Source organism: Buttiauxella massiliensis, from assembly GCF_902500225.1.
GTDB classification, from domain to species: domain Bacteria; phylum Pseudomonadota; class Gammaproteobacteria; order Enterobacterales; family Enterobacteriaceae; genus Buttiauxella; species Buttiauxella massiliensis.
Map to the genome: position 1 here is coordinate 170,137 of NZ_LR722652.1, position 23,592 is coordinate 193,728.

Annotated in this window: 30 protein-coding genes; 9 read left to right on the forward strand and 21 right to left on the reverse strand. The window is 48.8% G+C overall.

Translation table 11 applies throughout. From position 1 onward, the window contains the following. Positions 1–56: 56 nt before the first annotated feature. From GC128_RS09430 to ytfE, 3 genes are all read left to right on the forward strand, one after another. Positions 57–881 (forward strand): AraC family transcriptional regulator, encoded by an 825-nt coding sequence (locus tag GC128_RS09430; RefSeq protein ID WP_151994080.1) that lies wholly within the window; start codon positions 57–59, stop codon positions 879–881. Between the two features lie 77 nt (positions 882–958). Continuing rightward, on the forward strand, positions 959–1,933 hold the full coding sequence (locus tag GC128_RS09435; RefSeq protein ID WP_151994081.1) for a DMT family transporter: 975 nt from the start codon (positions 959–961) through the stop codon (positions 1,931–1,933). An 84-nt stretch (positions 1,934–2,017) separates the two neighbouring features. After that, positions 2,018–2,680 (forward strand): iron-sulfur cluster repair protein YtfE, encoded by a 663-nt coding sequence (gene ytfE / locus GC128_RS09440; protein ID WP_151994082.1) that lies wholly within the window; start codon positions 2,018–2,020, stop codon positions 2,678–2,680. Between the two features lie 38 nt (positions 2,681–2,718). Here the strand turns inward: ytfE and cycA are convergent, their stop codons facing one another. Both cycA and fklB read right to left on the reverse strand, forming a co-directional pair. Continuing rightward, on the reverse strand, positions 2,719–4,131 hold the full coding sequence (gene cycA / locus GC128_RS09445; RefSeq protein ID WP_151994083.1) for a D-serine/D-alanine/glycine transporter: 1,413 nt from the start codon (positions 4,129–4,131) through the stop codon (positions 2,719–2,721). 299 nt (positions 4,132–4,430) lie between these two features. Next, positions 4,431–5,051 (reverse strand): FKBP-type peptidyl-prolyl cis-trans isomerase, encoded by a 621-nt coding sequence (fklB, locus tag GC128_RS09450; RefSeq protein ID WP_151994084.1) that lies wholly within the window; start codon positions 5,049–5,051, stop codon positions 4,431–4,433. Between the two features lie 238 nt (positions 5,052–5,289). Between fklB and GC128_RS09455 the strand changes: the two genes are divergently transcribed. Next, positions 5,290–5,886 carry an OapA family protein gene (locus tag GC128_RS09455; RefSeq protein ID WP_151994255.1) on the forward strand — a complete coding sequence of 199 codons (597 nt, stop codon included), beginning with the start codon at positions 5,290–5,292 and terminating at the stop codon, positions 5,884–5,886. 72 nt (positions 5,887–5,958) lie between these two features. Here GC128_RS09455 and rplI read toward each other — a convergent pair whose 3' ends face one another. Genes rplI through rpsF form a run of 4 tightly spaced genes read right to left on the reverse strand, consistent with a single transcriptional unit; the run spans position 5,959 to position 7,402 of the window. Continuing rightward, complete coding sequence (rplI, locus tag GC128_RS09460) at positions 5,959–6,411, reverse strand: 50S ribosomal protein L9 (protein ID WP_151994085.1); 453 nt, start codon at positions 6,409–6,411, stop codon at positions 5,959–5,961. A gap of 39 nt (positions 6,412–6,450) precedes the next feature. Beyond that, positions 6,451–6,678 carry a 30S ribosomal protein S18 gene (gene rpsR / locus GC128_RS09465; RefSeq protein ID WP_002210155.1) on the reverse strand — a complete coding sequence of 76 codons (228 nt, stop codon included), beginning with the start codon at positions 6,676–6,678 and terminating at the stop codon, positions 6,451–6,453. Positions 6,679–6,682: 4 nt separating this feature from the next. Continuing rightward, positions 6,683–7,000, reverse strand: coding sequence for a primosomal replication protein N (gene priB / locus GC128_RS09470; protein ID WP_034461190.1), 318 nt, complete (start codon positions 6,998–7,000; stop codon positions 6,683–6,685). A 6-nt stretch (positions 7,001–7,006) separates the two neighbouring features. Next, a complete protein-coding gene (rpsF, locus tag GC128_RS09475) occupies positions 7,007–7,402 on the reverse strand; it encodes a 30S ribosomal protein S6 (protein WP_064515710.1) in 396 nt (131 codons plus the stop codon). 360 nt (positions 7,403–7,762) lie between these two features. Between rpsF and GC128_RS09480 the strand changes: the two genes are divergently transcribed. Then, positions 7,763–8,038, forward strand: coding sequence for a YdgH/BhsA/McbA family protein (locus GC128_RS09480; protein ID WP_151994086.1), 276 nt, complete (start codon positions 7,763–7,765; stop codon positions 8,036–8,038). A gap of 198 nt (positions 8,039–8,236) precedes the next feature. Here GC128_RS09480 and GC128_RS09485 read toward each other — a convergent pair whose 3' ends face one another. From GC128_RS09485 to ulaA, 6 genes are read right to left on the reverse strand one after another with little or no spacing between them, the layout of a single operon-like run. Continuing rightward, complete coding sequence (locus GC128_RS09485; RefSeq protein WP_151994087.1) at positions 8,237–8,926, reverse strand: L-ribulose-5-phosphate 4-epimerase; 690 nt, start codon at positions 8,924–8,926, stop codon at positions 8,237–8,239. After that, entirely contained in the window at positions 8,913–9,779 is an 867-nt protein-coding gene (locus tag GC128_RS09490) for an L-ribulose-5-phosphate 3-epimerase (RefSeq protein WP_151994088.1), read from the reverse strand. Before GC128_RS09490 ends, GC128_RS09485 begins: the two co-directional genes overlap by 14 nt. 9 nt (positions 9,780–9,788) lie before the next feature. Continuing rightward, a complete protein-coding gene (locus tag GC128_RS09495) occupies positions 9,789–10,445 on the reverse strand; it encodes a 3-keto-L-gulonate-6-phosphate decarboxylase UlaD (RefSeq protein ID WP_151994089.1) in 657 nt (218 codons plus the stop codon). A 23-nt stretch (positions 10,446–10,468) separates the two neighbouring features. Beyond that, on the reverse strand, positions 10,469–10,927 hold the full coding sequence (gene ulaC, locus GC128_RS09500) for a PTS ascorbate transporter subunit IIA (protein WP_151994090.1): 459 nt from the start codon (positions 10,925–10,927) through the stop codon (positions 10,469–10,471). Positions 10,928–10,936: 9 nt separating this feature from the next. Then, positions 10,937–11,242: a PTS ascorbate transporter subunit IIB gene (gene ulaB / locus GC128_RS09505; protein WP_151994091.1), complete on the reverse strand. Its 306-nt coding sequence runs from the start codon at positions 11,240–11,242 to the stop codon at positions 10,937–10,939. Between the two features lie 13 nt (positions 11,243–11,255). Next, positions 11,256–12,653, reverse strand: coding sequence for a PTS ascorbate transporter subunit IIC (gene ulaA / locus GC128_RS09510; protein ID WP_151994092.1), 1,398 nt, complete (start codon positions 12,651–12,653; stop codon positions 11,256–11,258). A 370-nt stretch (positions 12,654–13,023) separates the two neighbouring features. Here ulaA and ulaG point away from each other — a divergent pair, with 370 nt between their 5' ends. Together ulaG and ulaR are read left to right on the forward strand one after the other, a co-directional pair. Then, positions 13,024–14,088, forward strand: a complete 1,065-nt coding sequence (gene ulaG, locus GC128_RS09515) for an L-ascorbate 6-phosphate lactonase (RefSeq protein ID WP_151994093.1) — start codon at positions 13,024–13,026, stop codon at positions 14,086–14,088. A 95-nt stretch (positions 14,089–14,183) separates the two neighbouring features. Continuing rightward, positions 14,184–14,939, forward strand: a complete 756-nt coding sequence (ulaR, locus tag GC128_RS09520; protein ID WP_151994094.1) for an HTH-type transcriptional regulator UlaR — start codon at positions 14,184–14,186, stop codon at positions 14,937–14,939. Here the strand turns inward: ulaR and yjfP are convergent, their stop codons facing one another. Beyond that, positions 14,940–15,665 carry an esterase gene (yjfP, locus tag GC128_RS09525; protein WP_151994095.1) on the reverse strand — a complete coding sequence of 242 codons (726 nt, stop codon included), beginning with the start codon at positions 15,663–15,665 and terminating at the stop codon, positions 14,940–14,942. It lies immediately after the preceding gene. Between the two features lie 194 nt (positions 15,666–15,859). On the opposite strand from yjfP, the gene bsmA reads away from it, so the two are divergent. Further along, positions 15,860–16,189 (forward strand): biofilm peroxide resistance protein BsmA, encoded by a 330-nt coding sequence (gene bsmA / locus GC128_RS09530; protein WP_151994096.1) that lies wholly within the window; start codon positions 15,860–15,862, stop codon positions 16,187–16,189. Between the two features lie 154 nt (positions 16,190–16,343). Further along, a complete protein-coding gene (locus GC128_RS09535; protein ID WP_034461185.1) occupies positions 16,344–16,619 on the forward strand; it encodes a YdgH/BhsA/McbA family protein in 276 nt (91 codons plus the stop codon). Positions 16,620–16,668: 49 nt separating this feature from the next. Here GC128_RS09535 and GC128_RS09540 read toward each other — a convergent pair whose 3' ends face one another. The 8 genes from GC128_RS09540 to GC128_RS09575 form a co-directional block, all read right to left on the reverse strand. Further along, positions 16,669–18,303, reverse strand: a complete 1,635-nt coding sequence (locus GC128_RS09540; RefSeq protein ID WP_151994097.1) for an isovaleryl-CoA dehydrogenase — start codon at positions 18,301–18,303, stop codon at positions 16,669–16,671. 97 nt (positions 18,304–18,400) lie between these two features. After that, on the reverse strand, positions 18,401–19,588 hold the full coding sequence (locus GC128_RS09545; RefSeq protein ID WP_151994098.1) for a glutathionylspermidine synthase family protein: 1,188 nt from the start codon (positions 19,586–19,588) through the stop codon (positions 18,401–18,403). Positions 19,589–19,594: 6 nt separating this feature from the next. After that, positions 19,595–20,209, reverse strand: a complete 615-nt coding sequence (locus GC128_RS09550; protein ID WP_151994099.1) for a DUF1190 domain-containing protein — start codon at positions 20,207–20,209, stop codon at positions 19,595–19,597. A gap of 8 nt (positions 20,210–20,217) precedes the next feature. Further along, positions 20,218–20,616, reverse strand: coding sequence for a DUF350 domain-containing protein (locus tag GC128_RS09555; RefSeq protein WP_151994100.1), 399 nt, complete (start codon positions 20,614–20,616; stop codon positions 20,218–20,220). Positions 20,617–20,638: 22 nt separating this feature from the next. Beyond that, the gene (locus GC128_RS09560) at positions 20,639–21,307 is read right to left on the reverse strand and encodes a DUF2491 family protein (protein ID WP_151994101.1); all 669 of its coding nucleotides are present in this window, start codon (positions 21,305–21,307) and stop codon (positions 20,639–20,641) included. Positions 21,308–21,309: 2 nt separating this feature from the next. Next, positions 21,310–22,377, reverse strand: a complete 1,068-nt coding sequence (locus GC128_RS09565) for a potassium channel family protein (RefSeq protein ID WP_151994102.1) — start codon at positions 22,375–22,377, stop codon at positions 21,310–21,312. Then, positions 22,377–23,075, reverse strand: coding sequence for a PspA/IM30 family protein (locus GC128_RS09570; protein WP_151994103.1), 699 nt, complete (start codon positions 23,073–23,075; stop codon positions 22,377–22,379). Before GC128_RS09570 ends, GC128_RS09565 begins: the two co-directional genes overlap by 1 nt. 30 nt (positions 23,076–23,105) lie before the next feature. Then, positions 23,106–23,498, reverse strand: coding sequence for a DUF2170 family protein (locus GC128_RS09575; protein ID WP_151994104.1), 393 nt, complete (start codon positions 23,496–23,498; stop codon positions 23,106–23,108). Positions 23,499–23,592: the final 94 nt, after the last annotated feature.

Sequence of the window (23,592 nt, forward strand, 5' to 3'; positions counted from 1 at the left end):
CTTTCCGTTAAAGAAGGACATCCCTATACTTACGGGGTGTCCATACGGAGATTAGCGTGCAAGGCGTTCCTGAGTTATTCACTGATGAAAAAGACAACGCCCAATTCCGGCATTTACCACAATTGCCCGGCGTTGAGCTTTATCACGCCCATATCTCGCGTTACGCCTTTGAACCGCACACTCACGAAGCTTTCGGTATTGGCACGGTGACTCGAGGCGCAGAACGCTTTCGCTATCGGGGTGTTCAACATGTTGCCGCGCAGGATTCGCTGGTGCTGATGAACCCGGATGAATTGCACACCGGCGAAGCCGCCACGGAAGACGGCTGGCAGTACCGCATGATTTATCTCGAGCCGGAACTGCTTGAAAGCGTGACCGGATCGCGCAACTGGTCGTTTAGCGATGTGGTTAAACACGATCCGCTGCGTGCAGGTTGTATTTCACAATTAATTAATGGCTTGTGGAGCGAAAGCGATTCGCTGGCCCAGCAAGGTTTGTTGCTGAATCTTATCGAAACTTTCCAGCCTTACGCTCAACATCAGGCTGGCGGAACGACAGAGTCCGCACACCGCTTTGAACAAATTCGGGACTATCTGCACGATAACTATATGCAACCGGTAACGCTTGATGAGCTCGCTGCCGTGGTTTCGCTTAGCCCTTATCATTTTCAACGCATGTTCAAAGCACACTTCCACGTCACCCCCCATCAGATGCTAATGGCGATCCGTCTTTGGCACGCTAAGCGATTACTAACCAGCGGAATGCCTGCCGCGCAAGTGGCAGCAGCCAGCGGATTAACCGATCAGGCACATCTGACTCGCGCCTTTTCCCAGCGTTATGGCATCACGCCCGTTCGCTATCAAAAACAGGTCGCCCGTTAGCTAAACCGCAAGCTGGTACAATATTTTTGATCCCGCCACACCTACACTCATTCCAAAGACATTATTGGATATAGAAGATGTTAACTGGAGTGCTGTATGCCCTGCTCGCAGGGTTGATGTGGGGGCTGATTTTTGTCGGGCCGTTGATTGTTCCTGATTACCCGGCTGCCATGCAGTCGACCGGGCGTTATCTGGCGCTGGGCTTTATTGCGCTACCGCTGGCCTGGTTTGGCCGCCAGCGCTTGCGCCAACTGACACGTTCGGATTGGTTTACCGCGCTGAAGCTCTCTACCGTCGGCAATCTCATTTATTACGTGTGTCTCGCGAGCGCCATTCAGCGTACCGGCGCGCCGATTTCTACCATGATTATCGGCACGCTTCCGGTGGTGATCCCGGTCTTTGCCAACCTGCTTTACAGCAAACGTGACGGCAAACTGCCGTGGCGTCGACTTGCGCCTGCACTGGTGATTATCGCCCTGGGTCTTGTGATGGTAAATACTGCAGAGTTACGCACCGGGCAGCTTGATTTCAGCTGGTGGCGATATATCAGCGGCATCAGCCTGGCGTTTATCTCGGTGGCCTGCTGGGCGTGGTATGCACTGCGTAACGCCTGTTGGCTGCGCGAAAACCCGGATAAAAATCCGCTGATGTGGGCGACGGCGCAGGGACTGGCGATTCTGCCCTTTTCACTGATCGGGTACATCGCCGTCTGCCTGTGGATGTCGCGCACCAACACTGATTTCACCCTACCCTTTGGCCCACGCCCGGAAGTGTTTTTAACACTGATGTTAGCCATCGCACTGTTTTGTTCCTGGCTCGGCGCGCTATGCTGGAACATCGCCAGCCAGCGTTTGCCTACCGTTATCGTCGGCCCGCTGATTGTCTTTGAAACGCTCGCAGGCCTGGCTTACACCTTTATGCTGCGCCATAGCTGGCCACCTCTGCTGACATTGCTGGGGATTGTTTGCCTGGTAATTGGCGTGGTGATGGCTGTGTTGACCAAACCGCAGAAAAACACGCTCGCTGAAGTGGTTGTCGTGACGGACAAATAGCGCCTTACCTCTAAATAGTCATAGCGCCGCTTTAAAGATGCATTTAATATACATCTTATATTATCGACAACGAGGTATCTGCTTATGGCCTTCCGCGATCAAGCTTTAGGTGAACTGGCTTTAACTATTCCGCGCGCTTCGGCGCTGTTCCGTAAATTGGATCTCGATTTCTGCTGTGGTGGTAAACAGACGCTTGAGCGTGCCGCAACGCGCAAAGAGTTGGATCTCGAGGCGATCGAAGCCGAGCTTACTGCTCTTGCTGAAGAACCCACTGAGAAAGAGTGGCGCACGGCACCGCTGGCGGAAATCATCGACCACATTCTGGTGCGCTACCATGACCGCCACCGCGAACAACTGCCAGAGCTGATTCTTCAGGCCACCAAAGTTGAGCGCGTGCATGCCGATAAGCCTAACGTACCGAAGGGGCTGGCGAAGTATCTCACCATGCTGCATCAGGAACTCAGCAGCCATATGATGAAAGAAGAACAGATCCTGTTCCCGATGATTAAAAATGGCATGGGAACGCAGGCCAACGGCCCGATTAGCGTGATGGAAAGCGAGCATGATGACGCTGGCGAATTGCTGGAAGTGATCAAGCACACCACCAATAACGTGACGCCGCCACCAGAAGCCTGCACGACCTGGAAAGCGATGTATAACGGAATTAATGAGCTGATTGACGATCTGATGAATCACATCAGTCTTGAGAATAACGTGCTGTTCCCACGGGCTTTGGCTGGGGAATAAGGGTTAATCCCCCTCACCTGTGGCGAGGGGGATTATGATTACTTACGCATTGCAGCGATGCGCTTCTTGCCGATAAACATCCAACATACACCTAACAACACAAACCACAATGGCGTCACGATCAGCGCCTGGCGCGTATCAGTTTCCAGCGTCAACAGCACAATCACAAACACGAAGAACGCCATACACATCCAGCACATAAACTTGCCGAGCGGCATTTTGTAGATCGATTTCTCGTGCAAATGTGGGCGCTGTTTGCGGTACACCAGGTACGAGCAAAGAATAATCGTCCAGACGAACATAAACAGAATCGCCGACACGGTAGTTATCATGGTGAACGCCGCAATCACGTTCGGGTTCACGTAAAGCATCACCACGCCACCCAGCAGGCAGATACAGGAGAAGGTCAAACCCTTCGCCGGAACTGCGCGCTTAGAGAGTTTGGCGAATGCTTTCGGTGCCATACCATCTTGTGCCAGGCCAAACAGCATACGGCTGGTTGAGAACACTCCGCTGTTGGCAGAAGAAGCCGCAGAGGTCAGCACCACAAAGTTGATGATACTCGCGGCGGCAGGCAGGCCCACCAACACAAACAGTTCAACGAACGGGCTCTTATCCGCGACGACGGAACGCCATGGCGTCACCGACATAATCACGATCAGCGCAAACACGTAGAACATGATGATACGGATCGGAATCGAGTTGATGGCGCGTGGCAGAGATTTTTCCGGGTCTTTGGTTTCTGCTGCCGTCGTTCCCACCAGCTCAATACCCACAAACGCAAATACCGCTATCTGGAAGCCTGCGAAGAATCCGCTGATGCCTTTCGGGAACCATCCGCCGTCGTTCCACAAGTTGTTGATGGAAGCCTCTACGCCAGACGGGGAATGGAAGTTGGTTAAAATCATCACCAGGCCGATAACGATTAGCGCAACGATGGCGACAATTTTAATCATCGCAAACCAGAACTCCATTTCGCCGAACATTTTCACCGTGGCCAGATTCAGGCTCAGCAGCAAAACAATCACCGCGAGCGACGCCACCCAGTCCGATAAGCCGGGGAACCAGAACTGCGCGTAGGCGGTTATCGCCACAACGTCCGCCATGCCGGTGACCACCCAGCAAAACCAGTAAGTCCAGCCGGTAAAATACCCCGCCCACGGGCCGAGTAAGTCCGCTGCAAAATCGCTAAATGACTTGTATTCGAGGTTTGAAAGCAGCAGTTCGCCCATCGCGCGCATCACGAAGAACAGCATAAAGCCGATAATCATGTATACGAAGATGATGGATGGGCCTGCGAGGCTAATCGTTTTACCGGAGCCCATAAACAGGCCGGTTCCGATGGCGCCACCGATGGCAATAAGCTGAATATGGCGGTTGGTTAAATTACGCCGCAGAGACTGTTCTGACGGCTCTTCAGCAACGTCAGAAACCTTTATCTGATCTACCATGTTGTATTTTTCCTGTACCTGTCTGTTGTGTTCAGGCTCTACCGGCCTTTATAAAAATTAAAATAGTGAGGATGTGATGTTGTTCCGGGGAACTCAAAGATAGTAGGGAAGAATTGGCAGGATGAATACTAAGAAAGAAATTATTTGTTAATTTAATGTTTGTTTTGAGTGCAAAATCACGGCTATAAAGTGAGCAGTCTCACATAAACACTCAGGAAGGTAGCGTTTACCAGATAAAATCACGCTAATTTTGTTAACCACCAAATAAAAACCCCGCCGAAGCGGGGTCGTTCGAACGCTTACAGAATTTCCAGCAGTTCAACTTCAAAAACCAGAGTGCTGTACGGAGGAATTGACGCACCCGCGCCACGCTCACCGTAAGCCAGGTTATGAGGAATAGTCAGTTCCCACTTTGAGCCAACTGGCATCAGAGTCAGAGCTTCAATCCAGCCTGCGATAACGCCGCTAACCGGGAATTCAGCTGGTTCGCCACGTTGTACGGAGCTGTCGAACACAGTGCCATCAACCAGTTTGCCGGTGTAATGCACGCGAACGTGGTCTTTACGCGCTGGAATTGGACCAGTACCTTGAGTCAGAACACGGAATTGCAGGCCAGATTCGGTGCTGCTTACGCCGTCTTTCTTCAGGTTTTCTTCGAGGAATTTCACGCCTTCAACAGCCAGTTCTTTCTGGCGTTCCTGGCGAACGGCGTCGGCACGTTCGTGAACTTCACGCAATGCGCGATGAACCACATCAACCGGAACTACCGGGGCATTCCCTTCCAGCGCATCACGCAGACCAGCCACCAGTGCTTCTGGCAGCAGGCCTTGCAGACCAGATTCACTCAGTTGTTGACCTACCTGTAAACCAATACCGTAACTTGCTTGCGCTTCGACGCTGTCAAAAGAAGGGGTCGTCATGGGATTTCCTTTAATGGTATTTAAAAGCAAGCCCGCAGCATAGCAGCGTCAACCTGACGGGTAAAATGCAAAAGCGGCAAAGGTGACAAATGCAGGCGAAACAGGAACAATGGTTTAAGTGAGCGTGAAATTGCGGTTGAGAATCACGTTACGCGGGATTATTCAGCGCATCAAACAGTTAGCGTTCTATAATGGAGTGGGTAAATGTACAGAGCACGTTGTGTGGAAATGAGGAGTGTTGCCGATGCGATTCGCTGTTAAACCCTGGCTTGCGCGGATTTGGCATGCACCCGACAATTTCCGGTTGATGGATCCACTGCCGGTGATGCACCGCCGTGGCATTATTATTGCGGCGATCGTGGTTGTACTCGGCTTCCTGTGGCCTACACCTGATGCCCCTACTCTGCCAGTTACGCGCGATGCACAACTTTCTATTGAGTCACAATCCCCAATTCGTGCCCACTTAGTCAACCCGCCAGAGAACTCAACTCCTGTCGAACCGTCACGTGTTGAAGAGCAACCACAGGCAGAAACGCAAGCGCCTGTGCCGCATGAGAATAACGATATTGACCAGCAATGGCGTTCGTACCGCGTAGAGTCCGGGCAAACTATGGCGCAACTGTTCCGCGATCATAATTTACCGCCCGCTGATGTTTATTCGATGGCGCAGGTAGAAGGCAGCAACAAACCACTGAGTACTTTGCAAACCGGGCAGATGGTGCAGATTCGCCAGAATGCAAATGGTGTAGTGACGGGGCTGACAATTGATATTGGCAACGATCAGCAAGTGCTATTTACACGTCAGCCTGATGGCAGTTTTGTACGGGCGCGCTAATTTTTTAGCCGGTTCAGAAATGCAAAACGCCGGCACGAGGCCGGCGTCTTTACGTGTTTGAATCAGCGTAAATTACGCTTCAGCAACAACGTTTACAATCAGTTTAGCGAATACATCGCTGTGAACCTGGAAGTCCACTTCGTGCTCACCAGTGGTACGCAGAACACCGTTCGGTAAACGAACTTCGCTCTTAGCCACTTCAACGCCAGCTGCAGTTACTGCATCAGCGATGTCGCGGGTACCAATGGAACCGAACAATTTACCTTCGTCGCCAGCTTTAGACGCGATAGTAACAGTTTCGAGTGCGTTGATCTTCGCAGCGCGAGCTTCAGCAGCAGTCAGAACGTCAGCTAATTTAGCTTCCAGTTCTGCACGGCGTGCTTCGAAGAATTCAACGTTTTTCTTGGTAGCAGGAACAGCTTTACCCTGTGGTACCAGGAAGTTACGAGCATAGCCCGCTTTAACGTTAACCTGATCACCCAGGCTACCCAGGTTTGCTACTTTATCAAGCAGAATAACTTGCATTACCTTATCCTCTCAAAGTCGTTAATGGACAGTGGCCGATTACTGATGACGATCAGTATATGGCAACAAAGAAAGGTAACGAGCGCGCTTGATGCAGCGAGCCAACTGACGCTGGTATTTTGCACGAGTACCGGTAATACGGCTCGGGACAATTTTACCACTTTCAGTGATGTAGTTTTTCAGTGTAGCGATATCTTTATAATCAATCTCTACAACGCCTTCCGCGGTGAAACGGCAGAACTTGCGACGACGGAAATAACGTGCCATTAGGCTAGTCTCCAGAATCTATCAAATCAATCTGCTCGGCATGCAATACCACTTTGTTCAGACCATTTTTTGCCTGATGGCAACTAATGAAACCTTGAACTGTGAGTACCGTGCCGACCGTTATACTTTGAGTAATGGCTGAGTGTGCGTGCCCGCTAATAATAACTGGCATACGGCACCACGCCTGCCGATCTAAACCGGCTTCCTTTTGCACAGAACGATGCTCAAGCACGAACTGGCAATGAGGAATTCCTGACGGGCTGACCTTGCGAAGAGGCGTCTTGCACACTGTGCCAGACAACACCAGGCGGTTGGCCGTCATTGGAAATTACTCTTCAGAATCCCCAGCATCCGCATCATCAGCAGTTTCGCTAGCGAAGTCATCGCGACGATCACGACGTTCGTCTTTAGCTTTAACCATTGGTGAAGCTTCGGTTACAGCGTGCTTAGTACGCATAACCATGCTACGGATAACGGCGTCGTTGAAGCGGAAGTTAGTTTCCAGCTCATCGATCACTTCCTGCGGAGCTTCAACGTTCAGCAGAACGTAGTGTGCTTTGTGCAGTTTGTTGATCGGGTAAGCCAGTTGACGGCGGCCCCAGTCTTCCAGACGGTGGATCGTACCTTCTGCTGCAGTGATTGCAGTAGTGTAACGTTCGATCATACCCGGAACCTGTTCGCTCTGGTCAGGATGGACCATAAAAACGATTTCGTAATGACGCATCGAATTGCTCCTTACGGATTATTCAGCCTCCTGTCAGGGTCAGCCGCGGCCCATGGAAGCAAGGAACGTGTTTATAAAGGCGGCTGAAAAAATTGACGCGTAATCATACAAGCGGAGCCCAGTAAACTCAAGGTCATATGGAAATTAATTCTTTTGCATGAAGGCTAAATTTCTAACAAGCGCTAACTCAGTGAAATCTATAACTTTGACCTGGATCACTTAAAATTTTTGACCAACACCATCAGAAATGGTCGCTTTTTATCCACCCCTAAGGGTTTACACTTATTGTCATAGGCCGCCACTATTTATTAACAGGAGCGACGACCGCAGCTGACACATTAAGTTGTAGTGGAGCGGATTATGAAAATTACAGTTTTAGCCTTTCTGGCGGCGATTTTGCTTAGTTCAAATGCAGCTGCCGCGATCAAGATTGATGGTCGCCAGGCACAGAATATGGATGATGTGATGAGCCTTGGGGTTATTTATATCAACCATAACTTCGCGACAGAACAGGAAGCTGAAGTTGCTATCCATGAGGATGCAGATCAGCACAATGCAAAGTACTACCACACTATTTTGATGAGAGAATCCGGTAGTAACGGCAATATGCGCGTAAGCGCTGACATTTACCGGTAGCAGAATGCAATGAGGTAATGAAGTAAGGCGTTAACACCAGGAATACCACAACGACATAGAAAGCCAACGTTTGACTTGCCCCCGCTTGCGGGGGCTTTTTTATGGTTCATACTGAAAATTAAAGAGAGTTGGAACCTGCGCAAATGCGATTTAAAAGGCCAAAGCCATGTGCCCTGTAACCTCAATTATCTCGCGTATTTATCTTCCCTGCCCGTAATAAGCGTTCGGGCCATGTTTACGCTGAAAGTGTTTGTTCATCAAATAACTGTCGATAGGTTTAAGTGCCGGATTAATCCCACGAGCAATCCACGCCATTCGCGCCACTTCCTCCATAACCACCGCGTTATGTACTGCGTCTTCGGCAGTTTTCCCCCATGCAAACGGGCCATGTTGATAAACCACGACGCCGGGCGTGTGCAGAGGGTGATGGCTACCTAAGGTTTCGATAATCACTTTGCCGGTATTTAGCTCATATTCGCCCTGCACTTCGTCGATAGTTAATGCGCGAGTGCAGCGAATATCACCAAAAAAGTAATCAGCATGTGTCGTACCAAGTGGCGGAATACTTAGCCCAGCCTGCGCCCATGCGGTGGCATGGGTAGAGTGAGTGTGAACAACTCCGCCGAGTTCGGGATATTGCCTATATAATGCGAGGTGAGTCGCGGTATCAGACGAAGGGCGGTACTTCCCTTCAATCACCATACCGTTCATATCGACTATCACCATGTCGTCAGCAGACATCTGCTCATAGGCCACGCCGCTTGGCTTAATCGCAATACATTGCCGCTCGCGGTCGATACCGCTGACATTCCCCCAGGTGAAGGTCACCAGACCATGCCGTGGAAGCGCCATATTCGCCTCAAAAACCTGCTGTTTAAGCTGCTGCATAATCAGCCTCCAGCAAACCGGCAGTTGCCATGCGAGCGAGCACCCAATCACGAGCAGCGATAACTTCAGCAATCGGGTCCACCGCTTTTTCACTCCACATTTCAATCAAATATGGGCCACGGTAGCCACTGCGTTTTAAGGTCGCAAAGCAATCCTCAAACGCCACCACGCCGCTGCCGAAGGGAACATTTTTGAACACGCCGGGCTTCGTGTCTTTTACGTGAACCGCCACAATGTGCCCGCGCCCTGCCTCCAGCTCCATTTGCACGTCGTTATCCCATGCGGATAAATTGCCGATGTCCGGATACAACTGGAACCAAGGGTTATTCAGGTAATGCGCGTAACCCATCGCTTTGCTGATGGAGTTCATCAGCGGGTAGTCCATGATTTCCATTGCCAGTGTGACCTGGGCGCGGCTCGCCATTTCAACAGCCTGAGTCAAGCCTTCACGAAAACGGCGACGGGTTTCGTCGTTGGCTTGCTGGTAATAGACATCGTAACCCGCCAGCTGAATTACGCGTACGCCAACGTCTTGCGCAAACTTGATGGCTTTACGCATGATCTCCAGCCCATGGTTACGAATTTCGTCATCTTCACTGCCTAGTGGATAACGGCGATGCGCACTCAGGCAGATAGAAGGAACGCGTACCCCGGTATCCGCGATGGCTTGTACCAACGAAAATCGCTGTTCGCGACTCCAGTCAAGCCGTGCGAGGCGTTCATCAGTTTCATCAATCGACATCTCGACAAAATCGAACTCCAGACTGGCAGCGAGTTGTAGCCTTTCCCGCCAGCACTCCCCGGCAGGAAGCGCCTTTTCGTAAATACCCAGCGGCACTTGCTTATTCAACATGAGCAGTCCTTATCCCCAAAGCTGGGCGATAGCACGTTTGAACTGGCGAGCTGCATCTACAGGCGAGGTTGCATCACGAATGCTGCGCCCGGCAATAAATACATGAATCGGAATGCCTTTAAACAGCGGTAAATCTTCAAGCGCAAGACCACCCGTAACCGTCACTTTAAACCCCATATTAGCCAGGCGTTTGATTGCACTAATATCCGTTTCGCTCCAGGCAACGCCCGCAGCTTGCGCATCACGGCTGCGGTGATAAACCACTTGTTCGATGCCCGCAGCACGCCACTCCTGGGCTTGTTCCCACGTCCAGAAACCTGTCAGCTCGATTTGCACATCACCGTTAAATTCACGGGCCACTTCCAGCGCACCTTTAGTGGTGTTGATATCGGCACAGCAAATCACCGTAACCCAGTCAGCATGCGCTTCGAAACACATCCGCGAGAGGATTTTCCCGGCATCCGCAATTTTGGCATCGGCCAGTACAATTTTATGTGGATAGAGCGCTTTGAGGTCACGCACCGCGCGCACGCCTTCGCCCACGCAAAGAATGGTTCCTACTTCAATAATGTCGACTTCTTCAGCGATCAGGCGCGTAGTTTTGTAAGCGTCTGATAGGGTCTGGTTATCTAGCGCAACTTGCAGCATCGGTAATGAATGAGACATAAAAAGCTCCTTAAACTGTGGGCCTACGCCGTAGCGCGATCAATTAAATCCAACACTTCCTGCGCGGTGCGGCAGGCGCGTAAACGATCAAAATTGGCTTCATCTTCAAATAGATTAACGATCTGCATGATGCCGACCTCCTGATGTGTAGTGGCATCAACAGCAGCCATGGTAATAAGAATATCCACCGGGTCGTTATCTTCGTGGTTAAACACCAACGGGGTTTTCAGCGTCACCAGCGAAAAACCGGTACTTTTCACCCCTTCTTCTGGCCGACCATGTGGCATAGCAAGACCTGGGGCAATCACGAAGTAAGGCCCGTGTTGTGCGACGCCATCCAGAATCGCCTGGTAATAGCGCGGCTCTACAACATCCGCTTTTACCAGCAGGTCAACGCCCAGCTTGACCGCGTCCTGCCAGGTTTCCGCCTGCGCCTGAAGTAAAATTGAGTGGTTATCAGCCAATGAGTCACGAAGTTTCATGGTGCCTCTCTATTTCAGATCCTGCGGGAAGTGCGCAGTAATCACTTCCATCAGCTTTGGTCCAAAGTCCGCAGCCGAAAGCATGTTGCGCACACCCACCACATATTTATTGCCTACCACAGTGATTTCACCAGCAATGTGCGTTGAGGCGATAATGACATCGGCACCGCTCAGTTCGCTTTTGTACTCACCCACCGCGCAGCTGTTTACTGAGTGATTGACGCCCTGCTGCGTCAGGAACTGATCCACCTTCATTTTCATAATCATGGAACTACCCTGCCCGTTACCGCATACCGCCAGAATTCGTACCGTCATAATCCAGATCCTTTTAGTGGGCAGATGACTCTGCCAGATGTTTTTCTGCATCTTCCTCGGCGCGCAGAGTGCGCCCGGCGAAGAACATGTAAATCAGTGCAATCACGATAACCACCCCCATAAACCACAGCCCAAGCGTCAGCCCTTGCATTAATGGCGGTGCAAGAATCGACCAGTCAGCCATGCCCATCCAGGCGCTTAATCCGGTGAGTTTGATGGCCCAGACACAGCCAAAGATTTCAATCATGCCCATCACCAGGCAGATTTTTAGCGCCGCGCGCCAGCCGCCAAAGTGGTTGGCAAACACGCCAATGGTGGCGTTAGAGAAGAACATTGGGATAAAGCCTGGGATTATCATGATGGAAGAACCGAGTCCGATAAGAATGCCGACGGCAATCAACTGGCCGATGGTTCCCCAGATGAATCCCCACACCACTGCGTTTGGTGCGAAGCTGTAGATAGCTGCGCAGTCGATGGCGAGAACCGCCCCTGGAATTAAGCGCTGTGAGATACCGTTAAAGGCTTCGGACAACTCTGCGACGAACATTCTCACGCCCTGAACGATGATGAAAATCGCCACCGCGAACTGGAAGCCGGTTTGCAGAATGTAGATAGTCCAGTGAGTTTTACCGGCCATTGCCTGCATGACATCGATGCCGAATGAACAAAGGATCACGCCGAAAAACAGCGTCATAACAATGGCGGTGGAAACGATGTTGTCGTGGAAGATGTTGAGCCAGCCCGGTAATTTAAGATCTTCAACACTCTCCTCTTTTTTACCCAGATACGGCGCGATTTTGTAGGCAATCCACGAAGCGAACTGTTGTTGGTGACCGATAGAAAAACCGCTGTTTTCCGTCACGGCTTGTGTCGGTTTATACATCATGTTGGAGGTGATACCCCAATAGAGGGAAACCAACACCGCGGTGCAGATGATGGTTGTCCACATTGGGTAGCCAAGGATAAAGAAGAACACGGCAATGAGGCCCGCTTGCTGGAACATGATGTGACCAGTCAGCATGATGGTGCGGATCCCCGTAATACGCCGTAGCAACACATAAATAATATTGAGTGCCAGAGCCAATAACACGGCGTATCCCACCCAACTGTAGGCGTCGCCCATTCTTTCGACCGTCGCCATCATCGATGCATAAGTATCTGAAATAGCGCCGTTAATCCCATAAACCTCAGACATCTTCGCGACAACGGGTTTAAACGTACCGGTCAAAATCCCGGAGCCTGCCTGCAGCAACATAAAGCCGATAATCGTTTTGATGGTGCCTTTGATAATTACGCTGACGCTTTTACGCAAAAGCACATAGCCTAGACAAGTCACAATCCCTAGTAGCAAAGGGGCGTTTGTCATTACCTGGTTAAAGAAAATGATAAAGCCGTTGTAGAGGATCTCCATAAAGCTCTCCGTAGGGTAGTCGCTCCCTGTTTCGATCAGAAAACAGGCGGAAGTAATGTTCGCCTTCACTCTATTTGTCAAAAATAATCACAACAAGATTGAAAATGATTATTTGTGAGGAAGTACGCAATTTATTTTCCACAATTACACCGCGGTTAATTCAAGGCAATCAAAAAAGACAAATAAACCTTAAAAAACATATAAATATAAAAACAAACCTCTTTCACCCTTCTAATTCAATAAGTGTTTAAAGGTGAAATCCACAATATAACGTGTCAGAAAAAGCTTCTAAATTTAAAAATTTGATGTCAATATAAATCACAATTTGATCACTTATGATTATTGATTCTAAATGGAAAGGAGAAGGCTGATGAGTAAGGTTGAGACGATTACCCGTGAATCCTGGATTTTAAGCACCTTCCCGGAATGGGGTAGCTGGCTGAATGAAGAAATTGAGCAGGAAGTGGTTGCCCCTGGAACCTTCGCCATGTGGTGGTTGGGCTGCACGGGTATCTGGTTGAAATCCCAGGGTGGTGCGAATATCTGCGTTGATTTCTGGTGTGGTACCGGTAAGCAAAGCCACGGTAATCCGCTGATGAAACAAGGCCACCAGATGCAGCGCATGGCTGGGGTGGAAAAATTACAGCCCAACCTGCGCACCACACCGTTCGTGCTCGATCCTTTCGCTATTCGCAATATTGATGCGGTACTTTCAACACACGATCACAACGATCATATCGACGTGAACGTGGCGGCCGCAGTGATGCAGAACTGTGCCGATGATGTGCCATTTATTGGGCCGCAGACCTGCGTTGATTTATGGATTGGCTGGGGTGTTCCGCACGAGCGTTGCATCGTAATGAAACCTGGTGATGTCGTGAAAGTGAAAGACATTGAAATTCATGCGCTAGATGCTTTCGATCGTACCGCGCTGATTACGCTTCCTGCTGATGAAAAAGCGGCGGGTATATTACCTGATGGCATGGATAAACGCGCAGTCAACTATCTGTTCAAAACCCCTGGTGGCAACCTTTACCACAGCGGAGATTCTCACTATTCCAACTACTACGCAAAACATGGCAATGATCATCAGATTGATGTCGCACTAGGCTCTTATGGCGAGAACCCACGCGGGATCACCGACAAAATGACCAGTGCTGATATTTTACGCATGGCGGAGTCATTGAATACCAAAGTGGTCATTCCGTTCCATCATGATATCTGGTCGAATTTCCAGGCCGATCCGCAAGAGATCCGTGTGCTATGGGATATGAAGAAAGATCGACTGAAGTATGGCTTTAAGCCATTTATCTGGCAGGTGGGCGGCAAATTTACCTGGCCGCTGGATAAAGATCAGTTCGAATATCACTACCCACGCGGGTTTGATGATTGCTTTACTCATGAACCGGATCTGCCGTTTAAGTCCTTCTTGTAATGTTGTGAAGCCGGGTCAATATCCGGCTTTTCCTTTAGGTATTCCATCTGATTTCAAATATCATCTTTAAAAATCATCTCTCATCGGAAAAATTCATGACCGAAGCACAACGCCACCAGATCCTGCTCGAACTGCTCCAGCAAACAGGATTTGTGACTGTCGAACAAGTGATGGAACGCCTGGCGATCTCTCCGGCGACCGCACGGCGTGATATTAATAAGCTCGATGAGAGCGGCAGACTGAAAAAAGTCCGTAACGGTGCCGAAGCCATTAGCCAGCAGCGCCTGCGCTGGACGCCAATGAATATTCATCTGGCTCAAAATCACGATGAGAAAAGCCGTATTGCCAGTGCTGCATCAGCGCTCGTCAAACAAGGTGAAAGTGTCGTGATCAACTGCGGATCGACTGCTTTTTTACTCGGCCAGCAGATCTGTGGCAAACCGGTGCAGATCATTACTAACTATCTTCCGCTGGCGAATTACCTTATCGACGAAGATCATGAAAGTGTGGTGATCATGGGTGGCCAGTACAATAAAAGCCATTCCATAACCCTTGGGCCGCAAGAAAATGAGACTTCGCTGTATGCTGGGCACTGGATGTTTACCAGTGGCAAAGGGCTGACGGCTGAAGGGCTTTATAAAACGGATATGCTAACGGCGATGGCAGAGCAAAAGATGCTGGGCGTCGTGGGTAAGCTGGCAGTATTGGTCGATAGCTCAAAAGTGGGGCAACGCGCGGGCATGCTCTTTAGCCGCACGGAGCAGATTGATTTAGTGATTACCGGTAAGCAAGCAAACTCTGAAGTGGTCAAAAAACTTGAAGATCAGGGTGTGCAAGTGATTCTGGTGTAATTAAAGGTTCTCACTAAAGAAGCGACTGACGGCTTCAAGCGCCGTAGGCGTAATACGGTGTTTTACGCCTGGTTCCCGTAAGCAGATCAGTTGTTTATCCAGCCCCTTCTCAACTAGCGCTTGCTGCAAACGCCATGTCTCGGCTGCCGGAACCACATCATCTTCCTCGCCATGCCACAGTAAAAGTGGCCGGTTACCGATGCTTTCTAGCTGATGGCTGATGTCATAACCGGCAAGCGCATTTAGCGATGCAAGATCTTCGGCCCGCGGCGCGAATAGCGTTTGCCCAAGCGACATAAAATATCCCGATCCCATCAGGCATGCCACGCAGCGAACTTGCGGGTTACGCGCCATAATACCAAGAGCCGTCATGCCTCCCATTGAAGCACCACCCACAGCGACTCGTCGCTCATCTACGGGATAGCGTTCAGATAAAGCCTGATAAAGCGGCGAGAACTCATCAATGTTGTGTTTAAGAATCGACCAGAATTGATACAGACGCGCGCTATCATCACCGTTAAATCGCGCACCGTGTTGATCGGCATCGGGCATAATCGCGCGTATTCCAGCCTGAGCAAGAGCGACCGCAAAGTAACTGTAAACCAGTTTAGATGAAGTAAAACCATGATAGAAAAATACCACCGGGAGTTTGCACTCTTTTTTCCCGGAGGGCACAGCGTGGAGAACTTCAATGCCCGCAAGCTGTTCGGTATATATTTCAATCATGATATTAGACCTATATCGGTGTGATATATCCTTTGTATGTCAGGGTCCTGTGGATGGCAAGTCATTGATGGGTTGTGATTATTGTTCACTATGAGATCTGCTTAGCGATTTTCATTCGAAAGTGATTAAAAAGCGCGGGGAAGCTAACAAAATGGGAACATTCCCTCTTCTCAGAAAAAAACCGGGGCTACACTATGGCTATTAAGAGACGAGAAACGATCATGCGATTGCTATCAGCTGTGATACTTGCGACCACGCTCAGTGCTTGCAGCGTGTTACAAGGGACACCACAACCAGCGCCGCCTGCAACCGGAACCCCTCAGGAAATCCAGCGTTACCAAACGCAGGGTTTGACCAAAATAGGGACGGTGACAGCACTTGAGCACGGCTCTCCGATGGACGCAGAACGAGCGCTAGAAGAGAAAGCTGTTGCAGCCAAAGCGGATTATTACGTCATCGTGCTAAACGATGAGACGGTAGTACCTGGTCAGTGGTATGCCCAGGCGATTTTGTACCGTAAGTAATTTAGCGCTGTGTTTAATTTATGCATATTTACATAGCTTTGCGTCAATTGATCGTTTGTTATGCACAATGAACCTCAGCCAACGGACAGGTCTGAAGTTCACCCACGCGAAGGAATGCCCTGCTGATTTAGGGTAAGTATTAAAGGAGCTAATTATGAAACGATCGCTTGCCTTAACCTCATTACTGCTGTCCGTGGGGTTAATCACAACTTCGGCGCAATCGGCAGAAGATGTTGCCGCAGATTGTGTGACGGGTTTGAATGAAATCGGCATGATTTCAGTAAATGGTATTGCCGGTAGCGTGCAAGATGTGGAGAAAGTCATTGCCCTGAAGGCTGACGAACATGGAGCATCATACTATCGCATCGTTAAAATGCAGGAAAACCAGCTTGCTGAAGGCTGGCGTGTACAAGCCATTATTTATGCATAAATAAGCCAGCGGCCATTGATACTCCCCTTATGGCGCTGGCTTTTTTGTTCTATCCTGTGCGGCCTGTCGCTCTGAGCAGTACATCAATAAGTACCTGATTCGGTAAAACACTTTCCCCCCGCGAGTCCAGCATCATACGGCACCAGGCTTCACCTAACGGTGGAGAGAGATGCTGTAAAACCTGGGTACCTGTCGCCAGAAGAGCCAGCGTTCGAGTAACTTCTCTGCTCCATTCCTCTTGTGGCTTATGAAGTCGCTGTTGCAACTGCCGCCAGCTACGATCGAAATGCCGGTTTTGCCCTTTCACTTCGTCAAACTCCGCATGCAACATCTCCATCGCACCGGGCTGTTTGGCCAGAACACGCAGCACATCAAGGCTCATGATATTGCCCGATCCTTCCCAGATACTATTCACCGGCATTTCACGGTAAATGCGTGGCAACTCGCTATCTTCGCAATAACCCATTCCTCCAAGCACTTCCATGGCTTCGGCGACAAAGGGGATACCCGATTTGCAGACGCTAAATTTAGCCGCAGCCGTAAACAGCCGACTATAAGCCAACTCATGCGGATTACCGGGTGATTCCCAGGCGCGGGCCAGACGAAACAGAAACGCCGTTTGCCCTTCAAGTTGCAAAGCCATACGCCCAAGTACCTGGCGCATAATAGGCAGGTCGATCAGCGTTTTGCCGAATGCCTGCCGTTGATGGGCGTGATACAACGCGACAGAAAGCGCACGGCGCATCAAACCATGGCTGCCAAGCACGCAGTCAAAGCGCGTGTAGCCGCCCATTTTAAGAATCGAACGAATCCCCTCGCCTTCTTCACCGATAAGCCAGGCTGTCGCATCACAGAACTCCACTTCACTGCTGGCATTAGAACGGTTGCCGAGTTTCTCTTTAAGGCGCTCAAACCGAACCTGATTACGTTGCCCATCGGGCAAAAATCGCGGCAGGAAGAAACATGAAAGCCCACCTTTCGCCTGCGCCAGAATCAAATGCGCGTCGCTTTGTGGTACGGAGAAAAACCATTTGTGGCCGACTATGCGATACATTTCACCAGGGCCACGTTTATCGATGGCTTCAGCGCGCGTGGTATTGCTGAGCACATCCGAGCCTCCTTGCTTCTCAGTCATACCCATACCAATCAGCAGGCCACGTTTTTGAGCGCCAGGTGAGAGGTGCGCATCGTAACGATCGCTGAGTAGCGGTTTCAGCCACGGCTGAAACTCTTTGGGTAGATGCTTAAGTAAGAGAGGAATGGCACCAAATGTCATAGTGATGGGGCATAACGTCCCTGCTTCCACCTGCGCATGCTGAACAAAGCGCGCGGCACGGGCCACAAACGAGCCTTGTCTGGCGTCTTCCTGCCACGGCAAATTGTGTACTCGATTGGCACACAGCCCTTGCATCAGTAAATGCCACGCAGGATAAAAACGCACATCATCGAGCCGCTCACCGCTGGAATCATAGCGGAGTAATTCAGGCGGATTGGCATTCGCCAGGCGGCCGAGCTCCAGCGATTCAGCTGAACCCAGTTGTTGGCCGATACTTGCCAGAAGTTCCGCATCCCAGCCAGCCCCTTCACGAGCTACAGCCTCGGTTAACGAGATATCAGAAAGGAAAAGGTTACTGTTGTTGAGGGGTATTGGTTGGTTAAAAACGGTATGAGTTTGCCAGCGCATCGTGTTCCCTCCCATTAATGGCAATGCCATTAGTATGGACGGACCTGAAAGATCCGCCCTGGGGCTTCATCACAAAAATACCGGTCTCTGGAGTAAATTACCCAGAGATGTAATGAGGTACAAACCGCGATGTATCTTTAGTAATCAGTGAGATATCCTCACGGATGCCAATTCCTGCAGGTTCATCGTCCACAATCCAGCTACCTAGCAAGGTATAGCTATTTCCAAATCGCGGGAGTGCCTGAAATGCCTGGTAAATCATAGGCTCGTCAGCGTAATCCCCCCCTTCCTCCACGATAATTTTGTCTGCCATGTCATAGACTATTACATTCCCACCTTCGCGTGAGAAAAGGGGTTTTCGCACATAACCACGGCTGGACTGCAAACACTCTTCTATAGCCGGATTATTACGAGAAAAGTCCTCAGAAAACCATGAAGGTAATAAATTGGGATGGTTTGGAAACTGCTGCCAAAGTAACGGCAGTAAGCCTTTATTACTCAGTACGCTCTTCCATAATGGCTCAACCCATTGCTCATGGCGTCTGCGCAAAAGCGGTCCATTCTCGTCACGCATCATCCATTCCAGTGGATAAAGTTTAAATGCATGGCGTATCACATTATCTTCCAAATCGGTGAGCACGCCTCCAATCCCTAATCCAAGATCTTCCATATAGGTAAAGCGAGTGTCCAATCCAGCTTGGCGAGCACAATCCTCGAGGTAAAGCACAGTACCGCGATCTTCTTCGGAATCTTTGCAACAGCAAAAATAGAATGGGTTTGCGCTCGCTAGCTCACCAAAACGAGCAATCAACTTCTCCTGGATTGAATTAAATTGATCAGCATCTCCAGGGATCAAACCTTGGCGTTTCGCATCCTCCAGCCATGTCCACTGGAAATAAGCTGACTCATAAAGCGATGTTGGGGTATCGGCGTTGTATTCCAGCAGCTTGACCGACCCAGTCCCCGTCCAGGCAAAATCCATCCTTCCATAGAGTGATGGATCTTTTTGATGCCAGCTTTTAGCAATAACATCCCAATAAAGGGGTGGGATCGCCAGTTGTTCCATCATTTTCTCGCTTCTTACGGCACGATCAACGATATCGAGACACATTTGATGCAGTTCAGCTGTCGGTTTTTCGATTTGTTCTTCAATTTGACGAAGGGTAAAGCAATAGGCACGGCTTTCATCCCAATAAATTTCATCATCAATGATATGAAAATCAAATCCATGTAGCTTTGCCTGTTCATCCAGATTGGGGCGAACAGGGAGTTTGCGTCTGAGCATAAGTCGTTACCCCCCCCAACTGCCACGTGCGCTGGAGGACTTACCATAACCACCGCGAGAAACTGTCGTGACTTTAGATATACGGGTAGGTTTTGCATCACTGCTATCACTTTTCCCGGTGTTTGATGAATATGAATAATACCCACCAGATCCGCCCCAGACAGGAGTGGATGAATATTGCCTGCAGTAATTAGCATCGTATTGGCAACTGTTCTGCCGACCATTAGCCAGAGCTTGTCCAAGCATGAAACCGGCAAATGCAGGGATAAAGCCATTCGAATCTCTCTCATAATGGCAACTATCAGTGCTGAACTGCTGTTCACAAGCAGTACGACTTAAATTTTTAGGTGCAGAATTATAAAAAGTCGTTTTTGCTTCATCAAAAGCATTATTACAAACATCAAAGGGATGACTATCCTCAGAGCATTCGTAAGGCGTACTATAAAAGTTGCTAGTAGAACTATCCTCGTCATCACATCCTTTCAGAATAAAGAGTGCAGCTCCACCCATTACAATCAGAGTCAAAAAGTGTGGCCCTTTCCGTTTAGGTTTAGGTTTAGCTTTAGGTTTGGTGAGGATCGGAGAAATAGCTTTATTTCGTGTTGATTTTTTTCGGCTCATTTTTCCTCCTACCAGGTCATGCAAGCTGCATTGAAGATTCCACCAGCCAATGAGGCCGTGCCCATAAACATACCGGCAGCAACATTATGATTGATAATGTTTTCACTCAATTTTGGCATGTAAATACGTACTGAAAAATAGATCATCAGTTGTACTGCCAGGGCGATCACTCCCCATACCAAATAGTCAGGAATACTCACTGAGTTAATTGCTGCACTAGACAATGGAATAACATAACCAATAAATGTGCCACTAAAAGCTAGCGCTGCTGCAACGTTGTTTTCTTTTATAAGCCTCCATTCGTTATGTGGAGTAATACGAGTGTAAATAAACATGAAGCAGCAAATCATCGCCAGACCAATGAAGAAATAGGTTGAAAAGGCGAGCAGTGAAGATAAAACATGCATTTCAAACATCCTGTAAAGTTAATTAACCAATGACATTGACCTGAAGGAAAGTTAAATCGATCCCAAGTGCATAAGAGAGAAGCCACTCAGGTTGATTTTGCTCATCGAAGGTTTCTTCCCCAGTAATCATTAAATATTCATATTGGGAATCATTTAATTCTCGTTGATATACCATCGTAAAATTATGAACCTGCCATTCGTCTTGCTGCTGATTACTGACGTTTTCAAGCAGATAGACAGGCGCCACAGCACCGGATTCTTCAGCGTTAAAAACACGCAGCCAGGTTTTATCTCGCCACTTTAATTCTGCAGCGCCGATGCAGGCAGGGCTAATCGCTTTGTCCCATGCCATTTTCCCTGTAATCCCGTGGCTATCTTCATAAACAAATAACTTAATATCGCTGATGCTATTACTGTCAAACCCACCCTCAGTGTTGATCTGAATAAACTCGTCACCAGAGGTGTAATATCGATAAATATCACAACCAGCACCAAGGTCGATGGTGCTTTGCGCTGCAATCAGAAATTCTTCGCCGGGTAATTCTATCAACATTTGGTTTTCACAAAGCCGATATTCCAGCAGATCCAAAGTGAATGCAGCATGAAGATGCAATCCAAGAGGGCCGATGACTTTATTGCTTTTCTGTGAAGGGCCGAAAATATTCTTAAAGCGATTAAATAAATTTGTCATTTCTATTTTCCTATTTCCGACCACGCAACGTCCTGCGCGAGGATTCGAGCATTGCCAATCATATGCAACCACATTCCCCCTTTAACTAGGGTTGATATCACTGGGTTAAGTTCAACATCGCGACCATTTTTGTACTGACTGATTCCAATCACAGTCGCATCATGCACCACCTTCATATAGCGCATTAGGTCTCCGTATTGGAAGTGACCAGCATCGTCAGGAATAGCTAATACACATCCCGTATCGCCAATTAATGGATTGACCATTGTTGCGATGGATTGTGATGAGCCAGGATCCTGCATAGAGCGGGCAAGTTGTTCTGCAGAGAGATTACGGTTGATTTCTATATTAGGGCAATGCACTTCCAGTAAGGTTGCGTAGCGTTCATCCTCAAGGTAAACCACAACGTGGCTACTGGCAGGGACTTTTCCAGCAATAGACAATGCAATAGTGAAAGTTTGCTCATCATTTAGTGCATAAATAATTACGCTATGGCAATGAGATAAAGCAATACGCTGTTGCTCTGAGGGGTCGTTAAAATTTGAGATCCGAGCAAAATCGACAAGAGAATTACTTGTAAACGGATGGCTATCCAGCTCGTTAGGTTCACATAACAACACCCTGTTGAATTGGCGACGCTCATCCACTAGCAAAAGTGAAATCATTTTCTGCGTTTGGTGCCCACGCCAACCAACGACAATCACATGATTTTGTAAGCCGCTGAAATCAGCCATACCGTTAAGTCCCTTTTTGATGATCATCTGTACTATGCTGATGACTTTCCCCATCAATGCACCGAAAAGCCCTATTCCAACGGGTATCTGCCATATGGCGGTAAAAAGACGCCCTCCGGCAGTCGTAGGGCTCAGATCACCAAAGCCAATAGTCGAACCCAACACTGAGCTATAGTAAATAAAATCAATGACATTACTGGTAAGTTGTTGCTCACCCACACACCTTAATAGCCAATAGCAGCTGATGTAATGAACAACAAACATGACCATTAAACCAAACCATGACAGGCGCGCTAAATGCAGCTGGCAGAGCTTTAGAACATGCTTAAGAATCATTACTCCTCGCTTTGTTTCCTTAGTCGAGCAAGTACATCATCAGCCGAAGTTCGTTTAGCATTACCAATACCCGCTTCTGCCAATTTTTCATCAAGGCTGGCACCAGAATTTACTTTTTCCAGTTCATCGATCGCATCCAGTTTGGCCTGACGCTCGACCTGACGAGCTTTGATTCGTTTAAGCGATTCCGCCGCAGTAGCAACATTGGTTGTTGCTCCAAGTGATGAAGCCGTGACGGCCTGTTGTGCTTTTTGCGTGGCTTCTGTCGCCTTGATCATCTCTAATTGCTGTTCAAATTGCGCGATACGCGAACTCGTCGTCGTTACCGCTTTTTCAACAGATTGTTGTGATGATTCAAGATTAGCCAGAAGCTGTTCTTCTGTGCTGATGGCATCGTCCAGACGAGCAATCTCAACAGCCACTTCCTGTAAAAGTGCCTCATCAGCCTGCTTTTCCATAGCCTGAACAGCGTTCGCTTCAAGTATTGCCTGCCGTTCCCAAAGACCAGCAAGTTTGCTCTTGCTCATTCGAACTCTGGCCAGCAAATCGACACGTGATTTTCCTGCTTTATCTAATTCGTTTCGAGCATCGCGGATATGCTGCTCAAGCAAGCGAATTCCCTGGCTCTCTTCTAAGGCTTGTTCCGCATCAGCAACAAACGATTTACCAAAAGTAAATAATTTTTTTAAAATACCCATAATGAATCCCTCCAAAGATAAAACTTAAGATCAAATAAACTCTTCAATTAGCTCCGCTAATTCAAGGGCATTTTCGGCAAGCGTATCTATTTCCATGTTAATGTTTTCTATAGAGGAATGAGTCGCCAGTGCTCCAAAAGCAATATAAAACTCTTGCTTGTTTATGGAAGCAATTCCGACAGTAGAAAGAGGCAGGATTTTCTGGTGGCGTAACAGGAACAGATTAAACTCTGAAGGCCGCGCTATAACATTAACGGGACAAATAGATGTTTCAATGAGCATCTGCTTTTGAGTCAGTGTCAATATTAATTGAAGATCGCCATAATCCTTTAAGCGAATTATCAATGCAGAATCAAATTGAACAATGCAATAATTGGGATTAATAACTAACGCGTCATAAAGTGACGCAATGCTCCATGGCATATAACTACTCTTCCATTTTATAAACTAATATAAATGAAACATATATTCATGCAGTGAATATATGTTTCATTGTGAAGAGATATATTAACACCCA